Source organism: Pedobacter psychrodurus (assembly GCF_004331735.1).
In the GTDB taxonomy this organism is placed as follows: domain Bacteria; phylum Bacteroidota; class Bacteroidia; order Sphingobacteriales; family Sphingobacteriaceae; genus Pedobacter; species Pedobacter psychrodurus.
On record NZ_SJSO01000003.1, the window covers coordinates 38,163 to 56,533 of the forward strand.

The 18,371-nt window shown below is 41.4% G+C and carries 10 protein-coding genes; 4 read left to right on the top strand and 6 right to left on the bottom strand.

Annotation, left to right across the window (positions count from 1 at the left end; translation table 11 throughout):
- Positions 1-109: 109 nt before the first annotated feature.
- From EZ456_RS03840 to EZ456_RS25025, 5 genes are all read right to left on the bottom strand, one after another.
- A complete protein-coding gene (locus EZ456_RS03840; RefSeq protein WP_131527474.1) occupies positions 110-4,192 on the bottom strand; it encodes an FtsW/RodA/SpoVE family cell cycle protein in 4,083 nt (1,360 codons plus the stop codon).
- Entirely contained in the window at positions 4,179-5,624 is a 1,446-nt protein-coding gene (locus EZ456_RS03845; RefSeq protein ID WP_131527476.1) for a PP2C family protein-serine/threonine phosphatase, read from the bottom strand. Before EZ456_RS03845 ends, EZ456_RS03840 begins: the two co-directional genes overlap by 14 nt.
- A gap of 94 nt (positions 5,625-5,718) precedes the next feature.
- A complete protein-coding gene (locus EZ456_RS03850; RefSeq protein ID WP_131527478.1) occupies positions 5,719-6,672 on the bottom strand; it encodes a hypothetical protein in 954 nt (317 codons plus the stop codon).
- A 44-nt stretch (positions 6,673-6,716) separates the two neighbouring features.
- Positions 6,717-8,060: a serine/threonine protein kinase gene (locus tag EZ456_RS03855; protein WP_131527480.1), complete on the bottom strand. Its 1,344-nt coding sequence runs from the start codon at positions 8,058-8,060 to the stop codon at positions 6,717-6,719.
- Positions 8,061-8,302: 242 nt separating this feature from the next.
- Complete coding sequence (locus EZ456_RS25025) at positions 8,303-8,473, bottom strand: hypothetical protein (RefSeq protein ID WP_165501233.1); 171 nt, start codon at positions 8,471-8,473, stop codon at positions 8,303-8,305.
- Positions 8,474-8,599: 126 nt separating this feature from the next.
- On the opposite strand from EZ456_RS25025, the gene EZ456_RS03860 reads away from it, so the two are divergent.
- Both EZ456_RS03860 and EZ456_RS03865 read left to right on the top strand, forming a co-directional pair.
- Entirely contained in the window at positions 8,600-8,842 is a 243-nt protein-coding gene (locus EZ456_RS03860; RefSeq protein WP_131527482.1) for a DUF3253 domain-containing protein, read from the top strand.
- A gap of 467 nt (positions 8,843-9,309) precedes the next feature.
- Positions 9,310-10,065, top strand: coding sequence for a GH12 family glycosyl hydrolase domain-containing protein (locus EZ456_RS03865; protein WP_131527484.1), 756 nt, complete (start codon positions 9,310-9,312; stop codon positions 10,063-10,065).
- 30 nt (positions 10,066-10,095) lie between these two features.
- Here EZ456_RS03865 and EZ456_RS03870 read toward each other — a convergent pair whose 3' ends face one another.
- On the bottom strand, positions 10,096-10,617 hold the full coding sequence (locus EZ456_RS03870; protein ID WP_131527486.1) for a CAP domain-containing protein: 522 nt from the start codon (positions 10,615-10,617) through the stop codon (positions 10,096-10,098).
- 369 nt (positions 10,618-10,986) lie between these two features.
- On the opposite strand from EZ456_RS03870, the gene EZ456_RS03875 reads away from it, so the two are divergent.
- Together EZ456_RS03875 and EZ456_RS03880 are read left to right on the top strand one after the other, a co-directional pair.
- Entirely contained in the window at positions 10,987-13,746 is a 2,760-nt protein-coding gene (locus EZ456_RS03875; protein ID WP_225876458.1) for an alpha-L-rhamnosidase, read from the top strand.
- A gap of 355 nt (positions 13,747-14,101) precedes the next feature.
- Positions 14,102-18,229, top strand: a complete 4,128-nt coding sequence (locus EZ456_RS03880; protein ID WP_131527488.1) for a hybrid sensor histidine kinase/response regulator transcription factor — start codon at positions 14,102-14,104, stop codon at positions 18,227-18,229.
- Positions 18,230-18,371 lie beyond the last annotated feature (142 nt).

Genomic DNA, 18,371 nt, shown 5'->3' on the forward strand with positions numbered 1-18,371 from the left:
CACCATCTCCAGTCTGTTCTCCATTACAGTAAAGTTATAAAATTTATGATTTCACTATTTGAGTTAAAATTAAAATGTTTCATCTGTTCAATTAAGGTCTGGTAAATGGTTATTTGTTATCAGTTTTAGCTGATGGAACAATGCTTTTGGTATAGCCGCCCTCTTTTAAGAGTGGGATTACGTGTTTGCCAGCCAATCGTACTGCGTCTGATGACCCTTTGGTAGCCTCAATGCGTATACAGACTACAATATGGCCATTACCCTTTGCAGTTGGTGCAAAAAATACATACCAGCCATCATTAATTTGCTGTTTCTTCCAGATCCGCTCTGGCGTTCCTGTTTTGCCAGCAACCGCCAGGCCAAGCGTTTCCGCCTTTGGCCCGCTCTGTTTGATCATGTACTCCTGCATCAGCCTGGCATACTCCGGATTGTTTACCAATTTCGTACCAGTTTTTATCCCCTGCGGTTGATCGCTTACTTTAAGTACAAACCTGTTTGCAATCATATTTCCATTGTTTGCAATTCCGGCAGCCATTCTTGCCACTGCCGCTGGAGTTGCAATGAGTGCTCCCTGGCCCCAAGACATGCCTGAAATTCCCTTGGCCCTCGTCTTTCGGATGTTGCCAGGATCATATTTTGGTTTGGTATTGAATTCGGTCTTGCGCCAAAGCTGTTTCCATTTTTCTTCCTGTGCGCCGTTTTCGCTGGGTTTATTGTAATAGTACCCTCCGGCTCCGTGTAAGAACATGCCTGTTTTTAGGTACAGCTCGCCCATATTTTCCTGCAGCTGTTCTTGGTTTGCAAGTTTGATGAAATAGACGTTGTTAGATTTTACCACCGCCCGTTCCAGATCGATCCATCCCGTTTCATCTGGTTCGATGCCTTTGGTACGGATACGCTCCCAAGATGCCACCTGGTATTTTTTATCGGCAGCGGCCATGCCCAGTTTATTAAACGATGCCATGGCAGTGATCAGCTTAGCGGTTGAGCCTGGCTGGGTAAAATTGGTAAAGCCAAGGTCAGTGGTGGTGACCCACCCAGAAAGCTGATTCTGTTCTGCATTAGTCATGGTCAACCGTTCCCAATCATGGATGGGCGGTAGGGGATATACAGCAGAAGTAAGTACATCGCCAGTGCTTGCTTCCATGATGACTACAGAAACGCGGTTATCCGATAGTGAAGTGTCCTGGGCAATCGATTTTTGTATCTTGGTCTGCAGGCCGGCATCCATTGTTAACTGTAAATCGCGGTTCTTATTTTTAAAATCTTCCACCTCTTTACTGCTGATACCGGCAAGGAGTAATGGAGAAAGTGCGGCGTAATCTTTTTTCACGACCGTCATTTCCTTAACACCCCGTGCCAGGAAACGGTTTTCGCTATATCTGTTTGCAAGTACTGTAAAGCTCTTTACAGGGAGTTTAAAGCCGCGAAGTTCGGCTGCGTGTTCATAATCTGCAAAATAACCATTCACACTTCCGTTAAATATGCCAGAATTTGCATCTCCGGTCCAAAAAAACAGTTGTTCTTCGAAAGGGTAATATCGGTCTAATCGTTGGTGTACGGCAGAATCGAGATTGTAATTGGGGATACCTGCACCAATGAGTTTGAAGTGTTGTGCCCGCACACTATCAACGTTGCTGGTTGCCATTAGAATTCCCTTGCGGTCATGTATGGTGCCGGCTTTTAACCGGCTCATCAATATTGCAATGCGTGGATTGTAACTGAACATCCTCGCACCGCTACGGTCGGCTACCAAGGCTGGCTGCACAACCCATTTCCGGTTATTCAGCACGTAGCCTGCTACATTAGCGCCCAATAGTATGATGCCCAAACAGGCAGCAATCAAAGCTGGTACCAGGTTTTTGTCCTGCTGTTTGGCGAGGTATTGCATCTGTATTTCCGTACCTCGCACAGCAGATGCCGACATTAAAAATCCGGCAGCTAAAAAATTGAGTACAAGTGATGATCCCCCATAACTTTGAAAGGGTAGGGATACCCCAGATAGCGGTAAAGCTCCGGTAGAACCACCCGCAATGAGCAGAAACTGCACAAAGGTAGATACGCCGATTCCTGCACTTAAATAAAAGAGAAACGGTGAGCCTGTTCGCCTGCCGATAATAATTGAGCGGTGCAGGTACAATAGGAACAGCAGGAAGATGCACAACATTCCCGTTAATCCAAATTCTTCACCTATCGAAGGCAAGATCATATCGGTATGTGCTTCAGGAATGGTTTTGGCAAAGCCTTCTCCTACACCCTGGCCTGTTGCGCCACCTGTAGACATGGCCCATAAACCATTGGCCACCTGGTCGCCGCCGTAAACTTCATTGTTCCAGGCATCCTGCCAGATGGCTTTCCGATCCCCCAGGCGTTGTACTGGTCCAGGGAAGACGCGATCCAGATATGGAATTTGATCGATCGTTAAAAAGGCCGACATAATCAACAGCACCATGATAGCCGACTCACTAAGTTGCCTGCGTTGGAAAAACATCAGCGAACCCACCAAAAGCAATGTGATCCCTGTGGATATCCATATGTTTTCAAAAATCCATGACACCACTACATATAAAACTATGGCGCCTGCCATGAACATGAAATCGCCCCGGGAGAAGGAGAATAAGATAATAAAGGTGAAACAAACCACCATCGCCGGGCCAAGATCTCCCAATACCAGAAATAACATGAGGGTCAATAATATTGCCAATAAGGCAAAAGAGAAAAATGACCATCTTTTGTTCCAGCTCATATATTCACTGATCAGTTTCTCATTTACGGCAAAAAATCCTGCAAGAAAAAAAATGATCAGATACTTCACCACTTCACTGGGCTGAAATCCGAACAAATTTACCTTTACACCACTTCCTTCTGGCCCGGTTCCGAACAGGATTGTGAGTGCCAGTAATCCAATGGCGGTTAAGGCCCAGGGCCACCCGTTTGCAGCTGATCGGATGTTTTTAAATAAAAGCAGGCGATAAACCCATGTATCGGTATTGAAACGACGTAATTTAATGCATAGCATCAACAAGATACCCCCAAAACCCATTAGTAAGTATAGGAGTGAATCTTTAGCTAAAAAACGGTCGCGTAGCGGATCCTGCAAACTCAGCAGCATCAGGAAAGAAATGCCCGTAAGCAGCATCACTACTGGCAATATGACCTGATCGGCAGTGCTGAATTTCCATGACAGGAGGAAGTGAACAAGAAAAAATCCACCAATCAGGCTTCCACAGATGATGAGAAACCACTTATTGAATTCTTCGGGTGTTCTAATGATCAGTGATTTTTCTTTTTTGAGGATATTGAAATCCCTGGTAGAAAAAAGCTTTATAGTATGGGGGCGCTGCTCAAAAGTGAAAACGGTGTTATCGTTAAGGTTTTGTACCCCCTTTGAAGCGCCGAACTGAAAACCGGGCTTTAAAGGCAATATCTTAAATGCCTGGTTGTCGGGCAACTTTGCAAAAGTGAATTCCCCATTCGAACCGGTACGGGCATAGGCGGTAAGCTGGAGCAATTTCCGTTTACCAGCGGTATCCAAAGTAAAAACTTTCGTAACGCCGTTTGCTTTTTCAGTTATATTTTTGAAGGTTTCTGTTGGCTCGTCGTTGTAGATACTGTCTTGGGGCAAAATCATTTCCAAACGGATCAATACACCTGGGACTGCCTTTTCGTTTTCTACAATCTTTCCACTGATATCATGCTCACCCAGGCCGAGGCTTATTTCGGACGGATAGGGCCGAGGACTATTCTGCTCCTGGGCGAATCTGAGCGAATCATCACCCGTATAGCCAAGCAATGCCCGGGATGCCAATACCCTTGCTTTAAATGACTTACCTCCTTTTTCAAAGGCCTCATCTGCAAGTAAAAAGTACCTGCGTTTATTAACTTCGCCGATGTTGTCGATTTGTTGGGCATTTGGCGTTGCATCTGCAATGGTTTTTTCAATGAGATCAATGTCCCGCTGATCTTCAAAATAGTAACCTTTTTTAAGTAGGTTCCTGATATTTTCGGCAGGTTTTCCAGCATTCAGGTTCACCATGGTGCCAGCTTTTAAGCGCGGCACAACTTCTGCAAATCTAGGCTGAATGATCGAATATAATTGGTAGAAGAATAGTGCAAGAACGGTTCCAATTGCTAATATGAAGATTCGTTCATGAGCCCGGCTCACTTTAACGGCACCTTTATTCTGCTCCATTTTTTAAATCTCTGGTTTTAGGGGTGGTACTTTTTAATGGAGTAAGTTTCATCAGTTCGGTATTTACCAGTTGCTTGTCAGGGAAGTGGATGCTGTTTTTTATGGGAAGTAAACAATTGGTGAAAGTGACATTTTTAAGTAATAATGCCTGGTTTGAAATTGCAATCGCAGTAGCGAAGCCTTTAAATTGCAGGCTGTCTAACTTCATAAGCCTGGATTGAGATAGCATAGTTATAGCTGCACCTTTGTATCCGCTATCCGCTTGCAGCACAATGCCGTTTGCAAAAATATATAGGGTATCTTTTCGCAGGCGTAAAGTATCGCTGATTAAGACCGGACTTTTAAAAATAGAGTCGGATAGGACTAAGGTGTCCCCTACGGCATGATCAAATGCATCTTGTAGTAACTGCTCCTGGCTATTTCTAACGGTTTGTTTTGGTGATGAAATCATGGCTGAACTAGGGTCTGCTACGTGTTGGTTTTGCAGGTACATAAATACGGTAGTGCCAAGAAGGATAAGGCATAAAATAACCAACGCCGTAAACCAATAATTTCTTTTGGCCGGTGTACTGGCTGCTGGTTCTTGATTTTCAGCTGGCTGTATGGCTTCATTTTTTTTTGCTCCTGCAGGTACTTGCGTTTGTTGCGTAAAGCCTGGTCTGGTGGGTTTTACCTGTTGAGGTTCTTTATTGTTCTGCAGCAGCACAACGGTAATGTTATCACGGCCCCCGTTTTCGTTGGCAAGGGCGATGAGATTGCCTGCTTTTTTCGCGAGTGTATCCCCTTGGAGAAGCAGACTGGTGATGTCATGCTTGTTGACCATATCGGTCAGCCCATCACTACATAATACCAGCATGTCGCCCGGTAGGAAAGGAGATTGACCGGTTTCAATATAGCTGTCATCGGTAGCAATCTGATCACTAAAACCGATTGCCTTATTGATTTCATTGCGTTTTGGATGCTGCATGGCGGCGGCCTCATCCAGTCTTCCCGAATCTTCCAGAAAGCCTACAAATGAATGGTCTTTAGAGATTTTGATCAATGATCCGTCCCGTAACAGGTATAATCGGGTATCGCCCACGTGGGCATAATAAAATTGATTGTGCTCAATATCCGCAAGTACCATTGTGGCCACGCAGGCCATTTCAGAAAGGTTTGTTTCTGTTTGCTTTTTGGCAACGATGACTTCATTTGTATTTTTGAATGCGCTGATCATCTGCGATATCGGATCGGCTGGACGGTCTGAGAATTGCATCGAAATCTGTTCCCTTGCGATAGCTGCCGCTACTTCACCGCCATGATAGCCACCCACGCCATCTATCACGGCTGCCAAAATCAACTGATCGTTGTTGAGGGACTTCGTAATAAAGCTGTCCTCGTTGTTGTCTCTGGATTTGCCGGTGTCTGTGAGGCCAAAAAAGTGTTTATCCATTTTTATTACGGGAATTTTTAATGTCTTTAAAATGAACGATCATCAGCGCAACGGCCAATGATAACAATAGAATTGATAGCAGCTGCGACATAGTTTAGGATTTGAACAGATTTATGCCGATTATACCGTTGAGCAGCATCCTGGAGTTCAGCGGCAAAGAAACCCACTGCGGTGAATTAATTTCGCTGCGCTGTACCAAAACCTCATTCAAGGTAGTAAGTTCGCCAAAAGAAGCTAAATAGAAATTCCCGTCTGCTTTGTTATAGCGGATGTGCAGATGTGGTGAGTTGGTCCATTCTGAGGCGATCTTGAAAATATTGGAATCTTCGCGTTCATCCTCGTTTCCCGAAACAATAGTATCTTCTGTTTTAATCAGGAACTCGATTTTTTTGCCCGAAAACTGCTTGTCGGGTATAATGGCTTCCAACCGGGCGATAACGGCCTGGTTCGAGGATGGAACAGTATTATTATCAACATATTCCAATTGAGCATCGTAGGGGATTTCCATATAACCTTCACTGTAATAAGTGAAACCCTTCAAAATATCGTTGTTGATATCGAATGTCTGCGCAATACCGGTTTGACGGGGAATAAATGTTACACGAAGGTTTTCTGATTTTTGATTGTTGCCCGGTAGCAGTTTTCCGATAAAACCCTTGTCGCCCCTTGCGTAATCTGGATGCGATACCAGTCGGAATACCCATTTCGAGCCTGATGGTTCTACTGTTTTGCCCGCTTGCCGGTATTCTCTTAAAATCTCGTAGAATTTTTTGACTGTTTCCTGTACGATCAAGCCAAAAATCCCCTGCTTATTATCTACAAATGCCCGATAATCTTCAGCGTTAAAGGTGATAATGAATTCATGATAAAAAACGATGCGATCGGCAAATGATAATTCCCTGATAGACTCCTTAAATTTATCAATGATAAAGCTATAAATGGTTTCCGGTGTAAGTTGCGGTGCTTTCTGGTCACTGCTCTTATTTTCATCAGTTAGAAACCAATCCTGAATACCGATACGCTGCCAGAAATTTGATTTTGTTTCCATAAGTTACGGTGCCTATGTGGCGGTTAAGGGAATTGTTTTTATAATTAAAACTCTATAGGGCTCGCCGAAGTATCGAGCTTAAGGTCTTCTGTGCTATCGGCCGCTTTATCTCTCGCTTTTTTGATCTCTGCATTGATTGCGCTATCCACCATCCGCTTTGTTGCTGCTGCTTCAGCCAGCCTGCGCTGATTCGCTAATCTCTTTCTGTCAAGCATGGGTGTATCAACAGCGGTGGGTATCGAATCAATGGGCTGTAAAACTTCTTGTGCCTGTGGTTTGCTGCCAAATTGGGAATAACCCAGAAAAGCCATCAATCCGATAATTGATATGATCAAAAAGGCGAATGCAAAATGAGGCAACAATATACCTTTTTTATCTGGGCTCTGTTCTACATTTTCTAGCGCTAATACCTGTTTACGGAGAGCTTCGTTCTCAGTTTTGAGCAGATCCATAGCGGCATTGTCTATCGGTAATTTTATGCCTGATAAGCTTCCACTAACCACTGCTTCATGCAAGGCCATTCCATCGCTGTATCTGCGCATGGGATCTTTCTGCAGGCATTTATCGATAAGCTTTAAAAGCCAATCGGGAACCTGCATTTCCCTGGTTTTCTGTTCATCAGTCCAGCTCGCGGGTAAGTTTGTTTTGCGCAGGTCAACTACGTTTGGTACTTCGTTTTCCATGTGACCGATCATTACCAAATTACGTCCGGTATCGCTATTTCCAGGCAGGGGAAAGGGGACTTCACCTCCAAGTAATTCGTATAAGATTATGCCATAACTATAAACATCGGTTTGCAAGAGCATTTTGCCTTCATTTTGTTCAGGCGCCATAAACTCCACTGCACCCGCATGACGGATGCTGCTTCTCCGCTGCTCCTCACTCATTATGGCCAGTCCAAAATCGAGTAGTACATAGTTGGCTGTGTGCACATTATATTTAACGTTATTGCTCTTAACATCACCATGTTTTACACCAAGTTTATGACAGTGTTCAAGGGCGGCAGCGAGGTGTCGTGCCACTTTTATGAGTTCGTTTAGCGTGAATATCTTTTGATGCGGGGGCTGAAGCAGCTCACAAAGGTCAGGTCCTTCTATGTATTCCATCTCTATAAATGGGAAGGATCCGCTTTCTGTTATGCCGAAACTGAGCATTTTTACAACATTCGGACTGGGATTTTCATTTACCTTTAGCAGCTTTGATACCTCGTTTTCAAAATTACGGTAATTTTTATCGTCACGGTCCTCGGTGTGGATTGGAGTAGGAATTAATTTTACTGCGGAGTAAATTGCACCCATTCGCTTTCCCTTATATACCGATCCCTGTCCGCCCGTTCGCAGTGCTCCTAAATTCTCCAGCCCTTCTGTGATTGTAAATACTTTGCTCATAGTTCTCCTTAATAACAATTATAGGGATTTTTTATTGCCAAATAATAAATTAAATGTGGTTAAGGCTTACGCAAAGTTGAGCATGTCATCCTAAATTAGTTATCTGGCAGAGTGGGTGATCATGTTGAGCAGACCATTGGCAGCGATCCTAACAGCATTGCTGCAAACTAATCTGACCTTTAATAATCCGCCCTATGTAAGTGTTCAAAATCAAGACTTTGTTAAGATTTCGATTTTCTTAACTAATGCTTATTTCTTTGGCCTGGAGCAAAAGGTTTGGCAGATTTAGCGCCAGTTCCTTTTTTTGCTTGTCCGGGAGGAACTTTTCCACTATTTCCGGCAGTCCTCGAAGTATAACATGAGCTGGTTAAAAGGATAATTGATATTGCGAAAATAAAGTAGCTATGTTTCATATTTTATTCACGGAGCCATTATTGTGCCAATAATGAATATTACCTGAAATGAAATTTTTCAAAGTATAGTCGCAACAAATATTAACACATTTCCAAGCAATTATTGTGTTTGTTTGTTATTACAAGATGGAACACACAGTCATATCGGAAACTATTTTGTCTATCGCCACCCACCGTGGGACAGAGAAAAGTACCTGCCCATCCGAAATTGCTCGAATACTATTCCCTGGTGACTGGAGAAAGCATATGAAAGATGTTCTTGATGTTGCTATTGATTTGCATAATCAAGGTAAAATAGTGATAACTCAAAAAGGAACCCCAATTGATGTGAATATTATAAAAGGACCTGTACGCATAAAGGTTAGCTAAACTTTATTTAATGTCTGAAGATTAGATATGTTTCATCCCTTTTTTCGTCATTATATTTAAAGGAGATACTTTTTGTGTAAAATAAAAATGAGACAAACAGCGAAAAACTGATTTGTGGATAGAAAAAAGAAGGTGCCAAGCAGTTTATCGGAAAGGTGTAGCTGAATCAGGCCCCTTTTCCAGAAAAGAAATGCATAGACCAATAGATGGGTGAAAAAGATTAGCAGCAGCGAACTTCTTAGCCCAAACTCAAAATACATTATTCATGTTTACTTTATGAGTTAATATACGTGTAATGTTATTAAAGTTTTAATTTGATCTGGACAGTATATCAATTTCCTTTGCGTAATCTGTTTTGATTTTATTTAACAATTGATTACCTAATTGTAAACAAAGTGTACCTACGCTGGTGTCATTTTGTAAATACATTTGGATAGAAAAAATTACTAGCCAAATTCTAACCGATTATGAGAAAAATTTTAACAAGTCTTGCAGTATCCATGCTATTGTTTACTGCCTGCAAGAAAGAACAACCTAATTCAATAAATGAGCCGGGACAGGTAAAAGCTGATTGGACTTCAGATAATAGTACATCCAATTACACCAGCAAAGTTTACACGCCGTACACTGTGTTTAATAATGTATGGGGATCTAACCCGGGTTATCAGAGTATATGGGCGAACAATGGAAATACTTGGGGGATTTGGTCTAACCACCCCAATACCTCGGGTATAAAGTCTTATCCCAATTCTGAACGCAAAGTGCAGCGCGTGTTAAGCAGTCTGAATAGCCTTACCTCTCATTATGATGTCACAGTGCCTGCTGACGGATCGTGGGGTGCTGACTATGATGTTTGGACGAACAATGATAAATATGAGATTATGCTTTGGATGAACTACAGAGGTAATGTTGGTCCGATAGCCAGTTCATATCCAGGCGGAGTGGCGCAAGTAAACGTATATAACAAAACTGTTGGTGGACATACGTGGAATGTATATAAAGGCCCTATTAGTTCGAGTGGTAAACAGGTGTTTTCTTTCCTGCGTACCAGTAATTCTACCTCGGGCGATGTTAACATCAAAGATATTATGAATTACCTTAAAAATGATCTGAACTGGATCGGGAACGAAACGATAGACCGTGTACAGTTCGGTTTCGAGGTAACTAGTACAGCCGGTGGAAGAGACCACAGAGTGAACAGTTATACTGTATCCTTTAATTAATTAAATAAACTGATTTTTTAAACAGGCGCACTAATTTTTTCTACCTAAGTCCATTACCCAGTAGGTGCCAGCTTTGCCGGCACCTACTTCATTGTAGGCGGTATCCATCATGGCTTTGCAGTGGCTTTCGCTCGCTATCCACGCTGCCATTACCGTATCTGCGCTGGTAAAATTTTTGGCAATAACCTCTCCAACATCTGTTCCTGTATATCCCTGCGCTCTTGAACGCTGTATTGCAGGAATACCTTCTGGTGTAATGTGACTAAAATAGTTTCGGCTCTGCATATCTTCCGCATGTAGTACGGCGGTTTTTTCAAGTGCGGTATTCCAGGTTACCCTTGGAGCCGGAGGCATGATATCAATGCCACAGGTACAGCCTTTTTCTCTTAACTGATTTAATCTGACTAAAAGTTCGGTTCTAAGGTCAATTTTGACATCTTCTTTAGCTTCTTTTTTGCAAGAAAAAATAGTAATGGTTAGCACTAGTATATATGTATTGCTTAACCAAGTTCTGGCTATGTTCCTGTTTTTAAAGATGTAGCAGTTACTCATTTCTTTGTCTAAGATACAACAGATCTCTATTAAGTAGTAAAAAATGCAGCGATTTTAGTAATTGGTCTAATTCCTACGTTTTCAATGGACAAAAGTTAGGTAATCGTTTGCCTTTTCAATGTTTTCAAGGTGTAGTTTTACGCTATCGAAATGTTATTTACCGATCTTAATTAACTGATCACTCAGCAATGATCAAAATGTGTATTTGAATTATCAGATCATATATTTTGTGGTGCTTTTTAATTACTAAATTTATCACCGAACGGACAGCTAAATGTTCGTTAACTAACCAAACTGAAACTCAGACGGCTGGAAATAACTTAATTTCCCTAACTTGGGAAGATAAAGACACTATCCGCATTTTGTATCATGAGACAAATTTCTGCTTTTATTGCCAACATTAAAAAAATGCTGATTACGTTAGGATTAACCTGTTTACTTACCCAGCTTTATGCTCAGGTAAAGGTAACAGGATTGAAATGTGAATACCGGGAAAATCCGCTCGGTATCGAAACACTCAATCCACGCCTGAGCTGGCAGTTGCGTTCGCAGCAGCAAAATGTAATGCAAACGGCCTACCGTGTTTTGGTTGCAGATAATATCGAATTGCTTGCGAAAAATATTGGCAATATATGGGACAGTAAAAAAATGATTTCTGATGCTTCTATCCAGGTTAAATATGATGGTGCCAAATTACAACCAACCAAGGTTTATTATTGGAAGGTGATGGTTTGGGATAACCACAAAAATACCTCATCATGGTCTTTGCCGGCTAATTGGCAAATGAGTGTGTTAGGCAATTGGAAGGGCGCCAACTGGATCGCTTATGAACGCCTGGCTGATGCGCAACGTTTTCTTCCTGCACAGGGAGATAATAACCTGGTAAAGAACAAAGTTCTTCCTATACTAAGAAGGGAATTTACTGTTAAAAAAGCAATAAAAAGAGCTACAGTTTATGTTGCTGGCCTTGGTCATTTTGAACTTAGTTTAAATGGCAATAAGGTTGGTGATCACTTTCTGGATGCCGGATGGGTAGAATACGAAAAACACGCACTATATGTGACTTTTGATATTACCAAAGCTTTAAAACAGGGTACGAATGCATTTGGAATGATGTTAGGAAACGGTTTCTACTATGTTCCCAGCGAACGTTATCATAAGCTGACCTTGGCTTATGGCTACCCAAAAATGATTTTGCGCACGGTGCTCGAATTTACTGATGGCTCAACAGAGAATATCATTAGCGATAACTCATGGAAGGCTGCCCCGGGTCCGGTAACCTATTCGAGTATTTATGGTGGAGAAGATTACAATGCTTTGCTTGAACAGGCTGGTTGGAAAATGCCCGGTTTTAATGATGTATCCTGGAAGCATGCGCTAGTGGTTGATGGACCGGAACAACTCACTTCACAAACGGCAACGGCACTTAAGATTTTTGATACTTTCGCACCAAAAAAGATCAGTCAACCTAAAAAGGGTATATGGGTATATGATTTAGGGCAAAATGCTTCAGGTATCCCAAAATTGGTTGTGAAGGGAAAAGCTGGAGATAGTGTGATCATGAAACCTGCCGAATTATTGGCCAGTGATGGAACCATCACTACCCAGCCAATTGGTACCCCTGTTTTCTTTAAGTATACCCTTAAAGGTATTGGATCAGAAAGCTGGCAACCTCAATTTATGTATTACGGTTTCCGGTACATACAGATTGAGGGCGCAGTGCCCGAGGGAGAGCCAAATCCAGATCATCTGCCAGTGGTAACTGGGGTCTTTGGTCTTCACACCCGAAACTCGGCCGCAACAATTGGTTCTTTTTCATGCTCAAATGAACTTTTTAATAAAACATATAAATTAATAGATTGGGCCATCAGAAGTAATACCTCAAGTGTATTTACCGATTGCCCGCATCGCGAAAAGTTGGGCTGGTTGGAAGAAGCACATCTGGTAGGACCTTCTATCCGTTATAATTATGATATTGCAAGTCTTTGCCGAAAGGTGGTTAGGGATATGATAAACGCGCAAACTCCCGAAGGCCTGGTAACCAGTACAGCTCCGGAATATGCAAGGTTTGGTGGTCCTTTCCGCGATTCGCCAGAATGGGGAAGCAATTCGATCATTATGCCCTGGTATATGTACGAGTGGTATGGAGATAAAGATGTACTGGAAGAAGCTTATCCCATGATGAAGCGGTATTTAGCTTATCTGGAAACCAAAGCGAAGAAACACATCCTTTCTCACGGATTGGGCGATTGGTATGATATTGGGCCTAAAGAACCCGGCCCTTCGCAGCTTACCCCCAATGGTGTAACGGCCACCGCTACCTATTACTACGATTTAACACTAATGACGAAGATTGCCCTATTATTGGGTAAACCGATAGAGGCCGATGCTTATAAAGAATTGGCTGTTAAAGTTAAACAAGCCTATAATGCTGCGTTTTTTAAAGATAAAACCAAACAGTATGCAAGCGGAAGTCAAACAGCAAATGCAATATCGGTTTACATGGGGCTGGTAGAACCTGAAAATAAAACTGCGGTTGTGGAAAATATAGTAAAGGAGCTGAAGAGTAGAAAAAATACCTTAACCGCTGGCGATATTGGTTACCGTTACCTGCTCCGTGTGCTTGATGATGCTGGCCGCTCGGATGTAATTTATGATATGAACAACCGTTCTGACGTTCCTGGTTATGGTTATCAGTTGGCCAAGGGAGCCACTGCACTTACCGAATCATGGCAGGGGGCAGAAAATGCATCTAACAATCACTTTATGCTCGGACACTTGATGGAATGGTTTTATAGTGGTCTTGCCGGAATCCGCCCGGCAGCACATTCAGTGGGTTTTCGTCAGATCGATATCCGGCCAGAAGTGGTAGGTGACGTAAATGCCGCAAAGGCCGAGTATGTATCACCATATGGACTAATCAAAAGTGAGTGGAAGCATGTTAACGGAACATTTGAGTTAAGGACTTTGATACCAGCGAATGCCAGTGCTGCCATTTATCTGCCCGCAATGGCCAATTCGCAGATTACCCAAAATGGAAAAACCATCGCTTCTAATGATTTGAAAGAGGGTAGAAAGTTAATTCAGGTAGGTTCTGGTGAATATGTATTTACCGTTAAAAATAACTAAACTGTTAGAGTTTAATTACCGTGTAATATTAGTAATAAATTTGTCATTCTGAGCGCTGCGAAGAATCTGTTACCTAGTAGCACTATTTCTTTAATGAACACACAAATAGGAAACTGTTGCAATTTAATGGTTTGTGTTTCATCGGTTATAGATTCTGCATTGCATCCGATAGCTATCGGATCAGAATGACACTTAAGGGGATATAGTGCATTTTAGCGGCTTGAGTTTCATCGGTCGTAGATTCTTCATTGCCTTCAGAATAGGAGAAAGTTAGAATTAACAAACCTCTTTATGGGTTTGCGTGGTTTTATTGTTACATTGCATACACCTTACCCAAACCAAGTATTTTTTTGTAATGCGCTTTAAAATCATCCTGATCTTATTGTTTATTTGTGGATTTGCTTATGCACAGCAGACGCAATTGCAATTTTCGAGACTTGATCTATCCAACGGACTTTCCAACAATCAGGTAAACGCCATTTACAAAGATACACAAGGCTATATGTGGTTCGGTACCATGGCTGGCCTAAACCGTTATGATGGTTATCAGTTTAAGGTTTTTAAACACAATGCCAGAAATTCAAAATCGTTAAGCGATGACTTTATAAATGGCATAAGTGAACTGCCTGAGGCGAAACTCCTGATCGATACCCGGGCAGGCTTAAATATTTTTGATCTGGAAAAACAGCAGTTTACCCACGATATTGCAGCTCACTTTAAAAAACTTGGTATATCAAGCACAAAAATAACCGGCACTAAAAAAGATAAACTTGGTAATTTTTGGTTCAATGCAGGTGCTGAGGGCGTATTTGTATATCATGCTCTTAAAAAAACAACAATTCATTTAAAATGTTCAGATCTTGATCCAAATGCGCTGGGTTCAGCACCCGTTACCCATATTCAAAGCGATTCTAATGGCGATATGTATGTTTTACATACCGATAAATCTTTCGAACGTTTAAATATTAATACCATAAAGATTAAAGCACGGTATTACAGCTTTAAGTTAAAAGATAAAGCTGCTTTTAAACCCATGCGCTTTTTTATCGACAATAACGGGGCGGTTTTTATCTGGAGTTTCAATGATCAGGAAGGATTAACCTACTACCGCCCAGAAATTAATGCGGTTAAGTACCTGAGCCAAAAAGCAGGTGGTCTAAATAATAACCTGGTAACTGGGGTAATCCAGGATGAAAATGGTACGATTTGGATCAGTACCGACCACGGCGGAATCAATATTTTAAATAAAGAAACCCTTAAGATAAGTTATGTGCAAAACAGGGAGGATGATCCGAAAACCTTAAGCCAGAATAGTATTGTAAGTCTTTATAAGGATAATGAAGGGATTATCTGGGTGGGGACTTTTAAAAAAGGAATCTCTTACTATCATAAAAACATTATAAAATTTCCGCTTTTCAAACATTTGGCGTCTGATAGCCGGAGTTTGCCCTATGATGATGTAAACCGATTTGTGGAGGATGACAAGGGTAATATATGGATCGGTACCAACGGACAGGGGCTGATTTATTACAACCGAAAAACACAAACTTATAAAAGCTACAGGCATCAGGCCGATAATCCAAACAGCATCAGTAACGATATTGTGGTAAGCTTATTTATAGATGATAACAAAAAACTATGGATAGGGACTTATTTCGGTGGTTTGGATTGTTTTGATGGACAGAATTTTAAAAATTATCGCCACAATCCAGGTAATTCTAATAGTATTGGTGATGATCGGATATGGGATATTATTGAAGGAGATGATCGAAAACTATGGATCGGCACTTTAGGGGCAGGTGTTGATGTGCTCGATCGTTCAAATGGTGTTTTTTCGCATTATAAGGCCTATTCGTCTGCAAATAGTGTGGGTTCTAACTTTATTACTGCGCTATTAAAAGATAAATATGGCAATGCTTATATCGGTACTTCATCCGGCTTAGATTTTTGGGAGAAAAAAACGGGTAAATTCAAGCATTTTAATGCAGAGCCACACCTCAAAAACTCACTCAGCAATGGCAATGTGTACGATATTTTGGCCGATAGTTATGGTTATATCTGGGTAACCACCAGAGATGGATTGAACCGCTATAATCCAAAAAACAACCAGTTTGAGGTTTTTAGGGTTGATAACGGCCTCTCTGATAACAATACACTGAATATAGTTGAAGATAAAAATAAGAATCTTTGGGTAAGTACTACGGGAGGCTTAACCTTTATCAAAGTGAAAAAGACGGCTAAGGGTCTGTCTTATACTTTTAGAAATTACGATCAGCAGGATGGCCTGCAGGGTAGAGAGTTTAATGTTAACTCGGCCTATATCACCAAAAATGGCGAGCTGATATTTGGAGGTGCTAATGGCTTTAATCTCTTTAAGCCTGAAGACATCAGAACTGACCATACCCAACCTGAAATTGCCCTTTCTGATCTGCAGATTGCCAACAAGAGTGTTGCTGTTGATGAAGAAATGGATGGCGAGGTTATCTTGGAAAAAACCTTAAACAGTACGCCAAATCTAGCTTTAAACCACAAGCACAATGTAATTTCTATCGAATTTACTGCATTAAACTACTTTAATCCCGATAAAATCAAGTACCGGTATATGCTCGAGGGTTTTGATAAAACCTGGCAGGAGCCTTCGGGCAATTTAAGGCGGGCAACCTATACCAATCTCGATCCTGGATCTTATGTTTTCAGGGTTTCTTCTACCAATTCGGCCGGCGATTGGGTTCCGAACGAGAAAAGAATTTCCATCAAGATACTGCCGCCATTTTGGAAAACACCTTTAGCCTATTTGCTTTATCTGGCATTTGCTGGTGGAATACTTTTCCTGATCAGGCACCGCGGTATCCAAAAGTTAAAAAGGAAATTTGCATTGGAGCAAGAACGTCACGAGGCAAAACGCATGCACGATCTGGATTTAATGAAAATCAAGTTTTTTACCAATGTAAGTCATGAGTTTCGTACCCCGCTGTCGCTGATCATCACCCCAATGGAAAAACTGATCAAACAAACTGCCGATGAAGGGAAAAAACAGCAGATGCAGATGATCCACAGAAATGGACGACGCTTGTTGAACATGGTTAACCAGCTGCTGGATTTTAGAAGAATGGAAGTGCAGCAGTTAAAACTGGATTATAAACTCGGCGATGTTGTCGATTTCATCAGGGACTTAACTTATTCATTTACCGATATAGCAGAAAAGAAAAATATTAAATTCCATTTTGAATCAGAGCTTGCCAGTTTGATTACCGCTTTTGATTATGATAAAATAGAAAGGATACTATTCAACCTGCTTTCCAATGCGTTTAAATTTACACCAGAAAGTGGAGCCGTTACTGTTTTATTAAGCTCAACGATAAATACATCTAATCAAACCTGTCTTTTAATAAATGTCAGCGATAATGGGATTGGGATCGAGGAAGATAAGCTGAACCGGATATTCGACCGCTTTTTTCAGAGCGATATCCCAGGTTCACTTGTTAATCAGGGCAGCGGGATAGGTTTGTCCATTACCAAAGAATTTGTGCGGATGCATGGTGGAGAGGTTTGGGCCAAAAGTAAAGTGGGGGTAGGATCTACCTTTACCGTCAAAATCCCTTTTGATGAGGCAGATGTAACCATAGTAGAAAACAGCAAGCTCAGTTTTACAGTTAAGCCGCCGCTAAGAGACATAACTGAAGAAAGCAATCCTGTTGACGTTTCTGGATTAAATAAAAAGCCTGTGCTCCTGCTGGTCGAAGATAATGATGATTTTAGGTTCTATTTAAAAGATAATTTGAACGAATTTTATCAAATTTACGAAGCTGCTAACGGCAAAGAAGGGTGGCAAAAGGTTTTGTCGGTTCATCCCGATCTGGTGGTGAGCGATATCAGTATGCCCGAAATGAATGGTATCGATCTTTGTAAAAAAATTAAAGGGGATGCCCGTACAGCAGATACACCTGTAATTTTGCTGACTGCCCTAACTGGAGAAGAGGTACAGCTTTCTGGCCTGGAAACCGGAGCCAATGATTATGTGATGAAACCTTTTAATTTTGAAATTTTGCTGTTCAAAATCAAAAACCAGCTCAAACAATTGGCATCTTCAAAGATAAAATATAAAAAGCAGGTTGATATTAATCCTAAAGTAGATGAAATAGAATCTGTTGATGAAAAATTTATGCGGCAACTTTCGGCGCTGATTGAAACCAATGTTTCCAATGCCGATTACTCTGTAGATCAGCTCAGCCAGGAAATGAACATGAGCAGGGTAAGTCTTTATAAAAAAGTGTTGCTGTTAACCGGAAAATCTCCGGTAGAATATATCCGTTTTTACCGCCTCAAAAAAGCGACCCAGCTTTTAGAAAAATCGCAGTTAACCATTTCCGAAATTGCTTACGAGGTTGGTTTCAACAACCCAAAATATTTTACCAAGTATTTTAAACAGGAGTTTAACATGTTACCATCGGTATATATCGCCCAAAAATCGATTAAAAAGTAAGTTCTTTGTTTTGGTAAAATGCTGTTTTATAGGGTGTTTTATGTCGGGTTAACATTTGCATACCTATTCTTAAACATTTGCATACCACGCTTATTTCGATAGCCCTTTACCTTTAGCTTATTAAAAAAACCAAATATTCCAG

Coding starts and splice junctions, on each gene's coding strand:
- EZ456_RS03840 (WP_131527474.1), bottom strand. CDS start 4,192: ATGGAGCAGAATAAAGGTGCCGTTAAAGTGAGCCGGGCTCATGAACGA.
- EZ456_RS03845 (WP_131527476.1), bottom strand. CDS start 5,624: ATGGATAAACACTTTTTTGGCCTCACAGACACCGGCAAATCCAGAGAC.
- EZ456_RS03850 (WP_131527478.1), bottom strand. CDS start 6,672: ATGGAAACAAAATCAAATTTCTGGCAGCGTATCGGTATTCAGGATTGG.
- EZ456_RS03855 (WP_131527480.1), bottom strand. CDS start 8,060: ATGAGCAAAGTATTTACAATCACAGAAGGGCTGGAGAATTTAGGAGCA.
- EZ456_RS25025 (WP_165501233.1), bottom strand. CDS start 8,473: ATGAAACATAGCTACTTTATTTTCGCAATATCAATTATCCTTTTAACC.
- EZ456_RS03860 (WP_131527482.1), top strand. CDS start 8,600: ATGGAACACACAGTCATATCGGAAACTATTTTGTCTATCGCCACCCAC.
- EZ456_RS03865 (WP_131527484.1), top strand. CDS start 9,310: ATGAGAAAAATTTTAACAAGTCTTGCAGTATCCATGCTATTGTTTACT.
- EZ456_RS03870 (WP_131527486.1), bottom strand. CDS start 10,617: ATGAGTAACTGCTACATCTTTAAAAACAGGAACATAGCCAGAACTTGG.
- EZ456_RS03875 (WP_225876458.1), top strand. CDS start 10,987: ATGAGACAAATTTCTGCTTTTATTGCCAACATTAAAAAAATGCTGATT.
- EZ456_RS03880 (WP_131527488.1), top strand. CDS start 14,102: ATGCGCTTTAAAATCATCCTGATCTTATTGTTTATTTGTGGATTTGCT.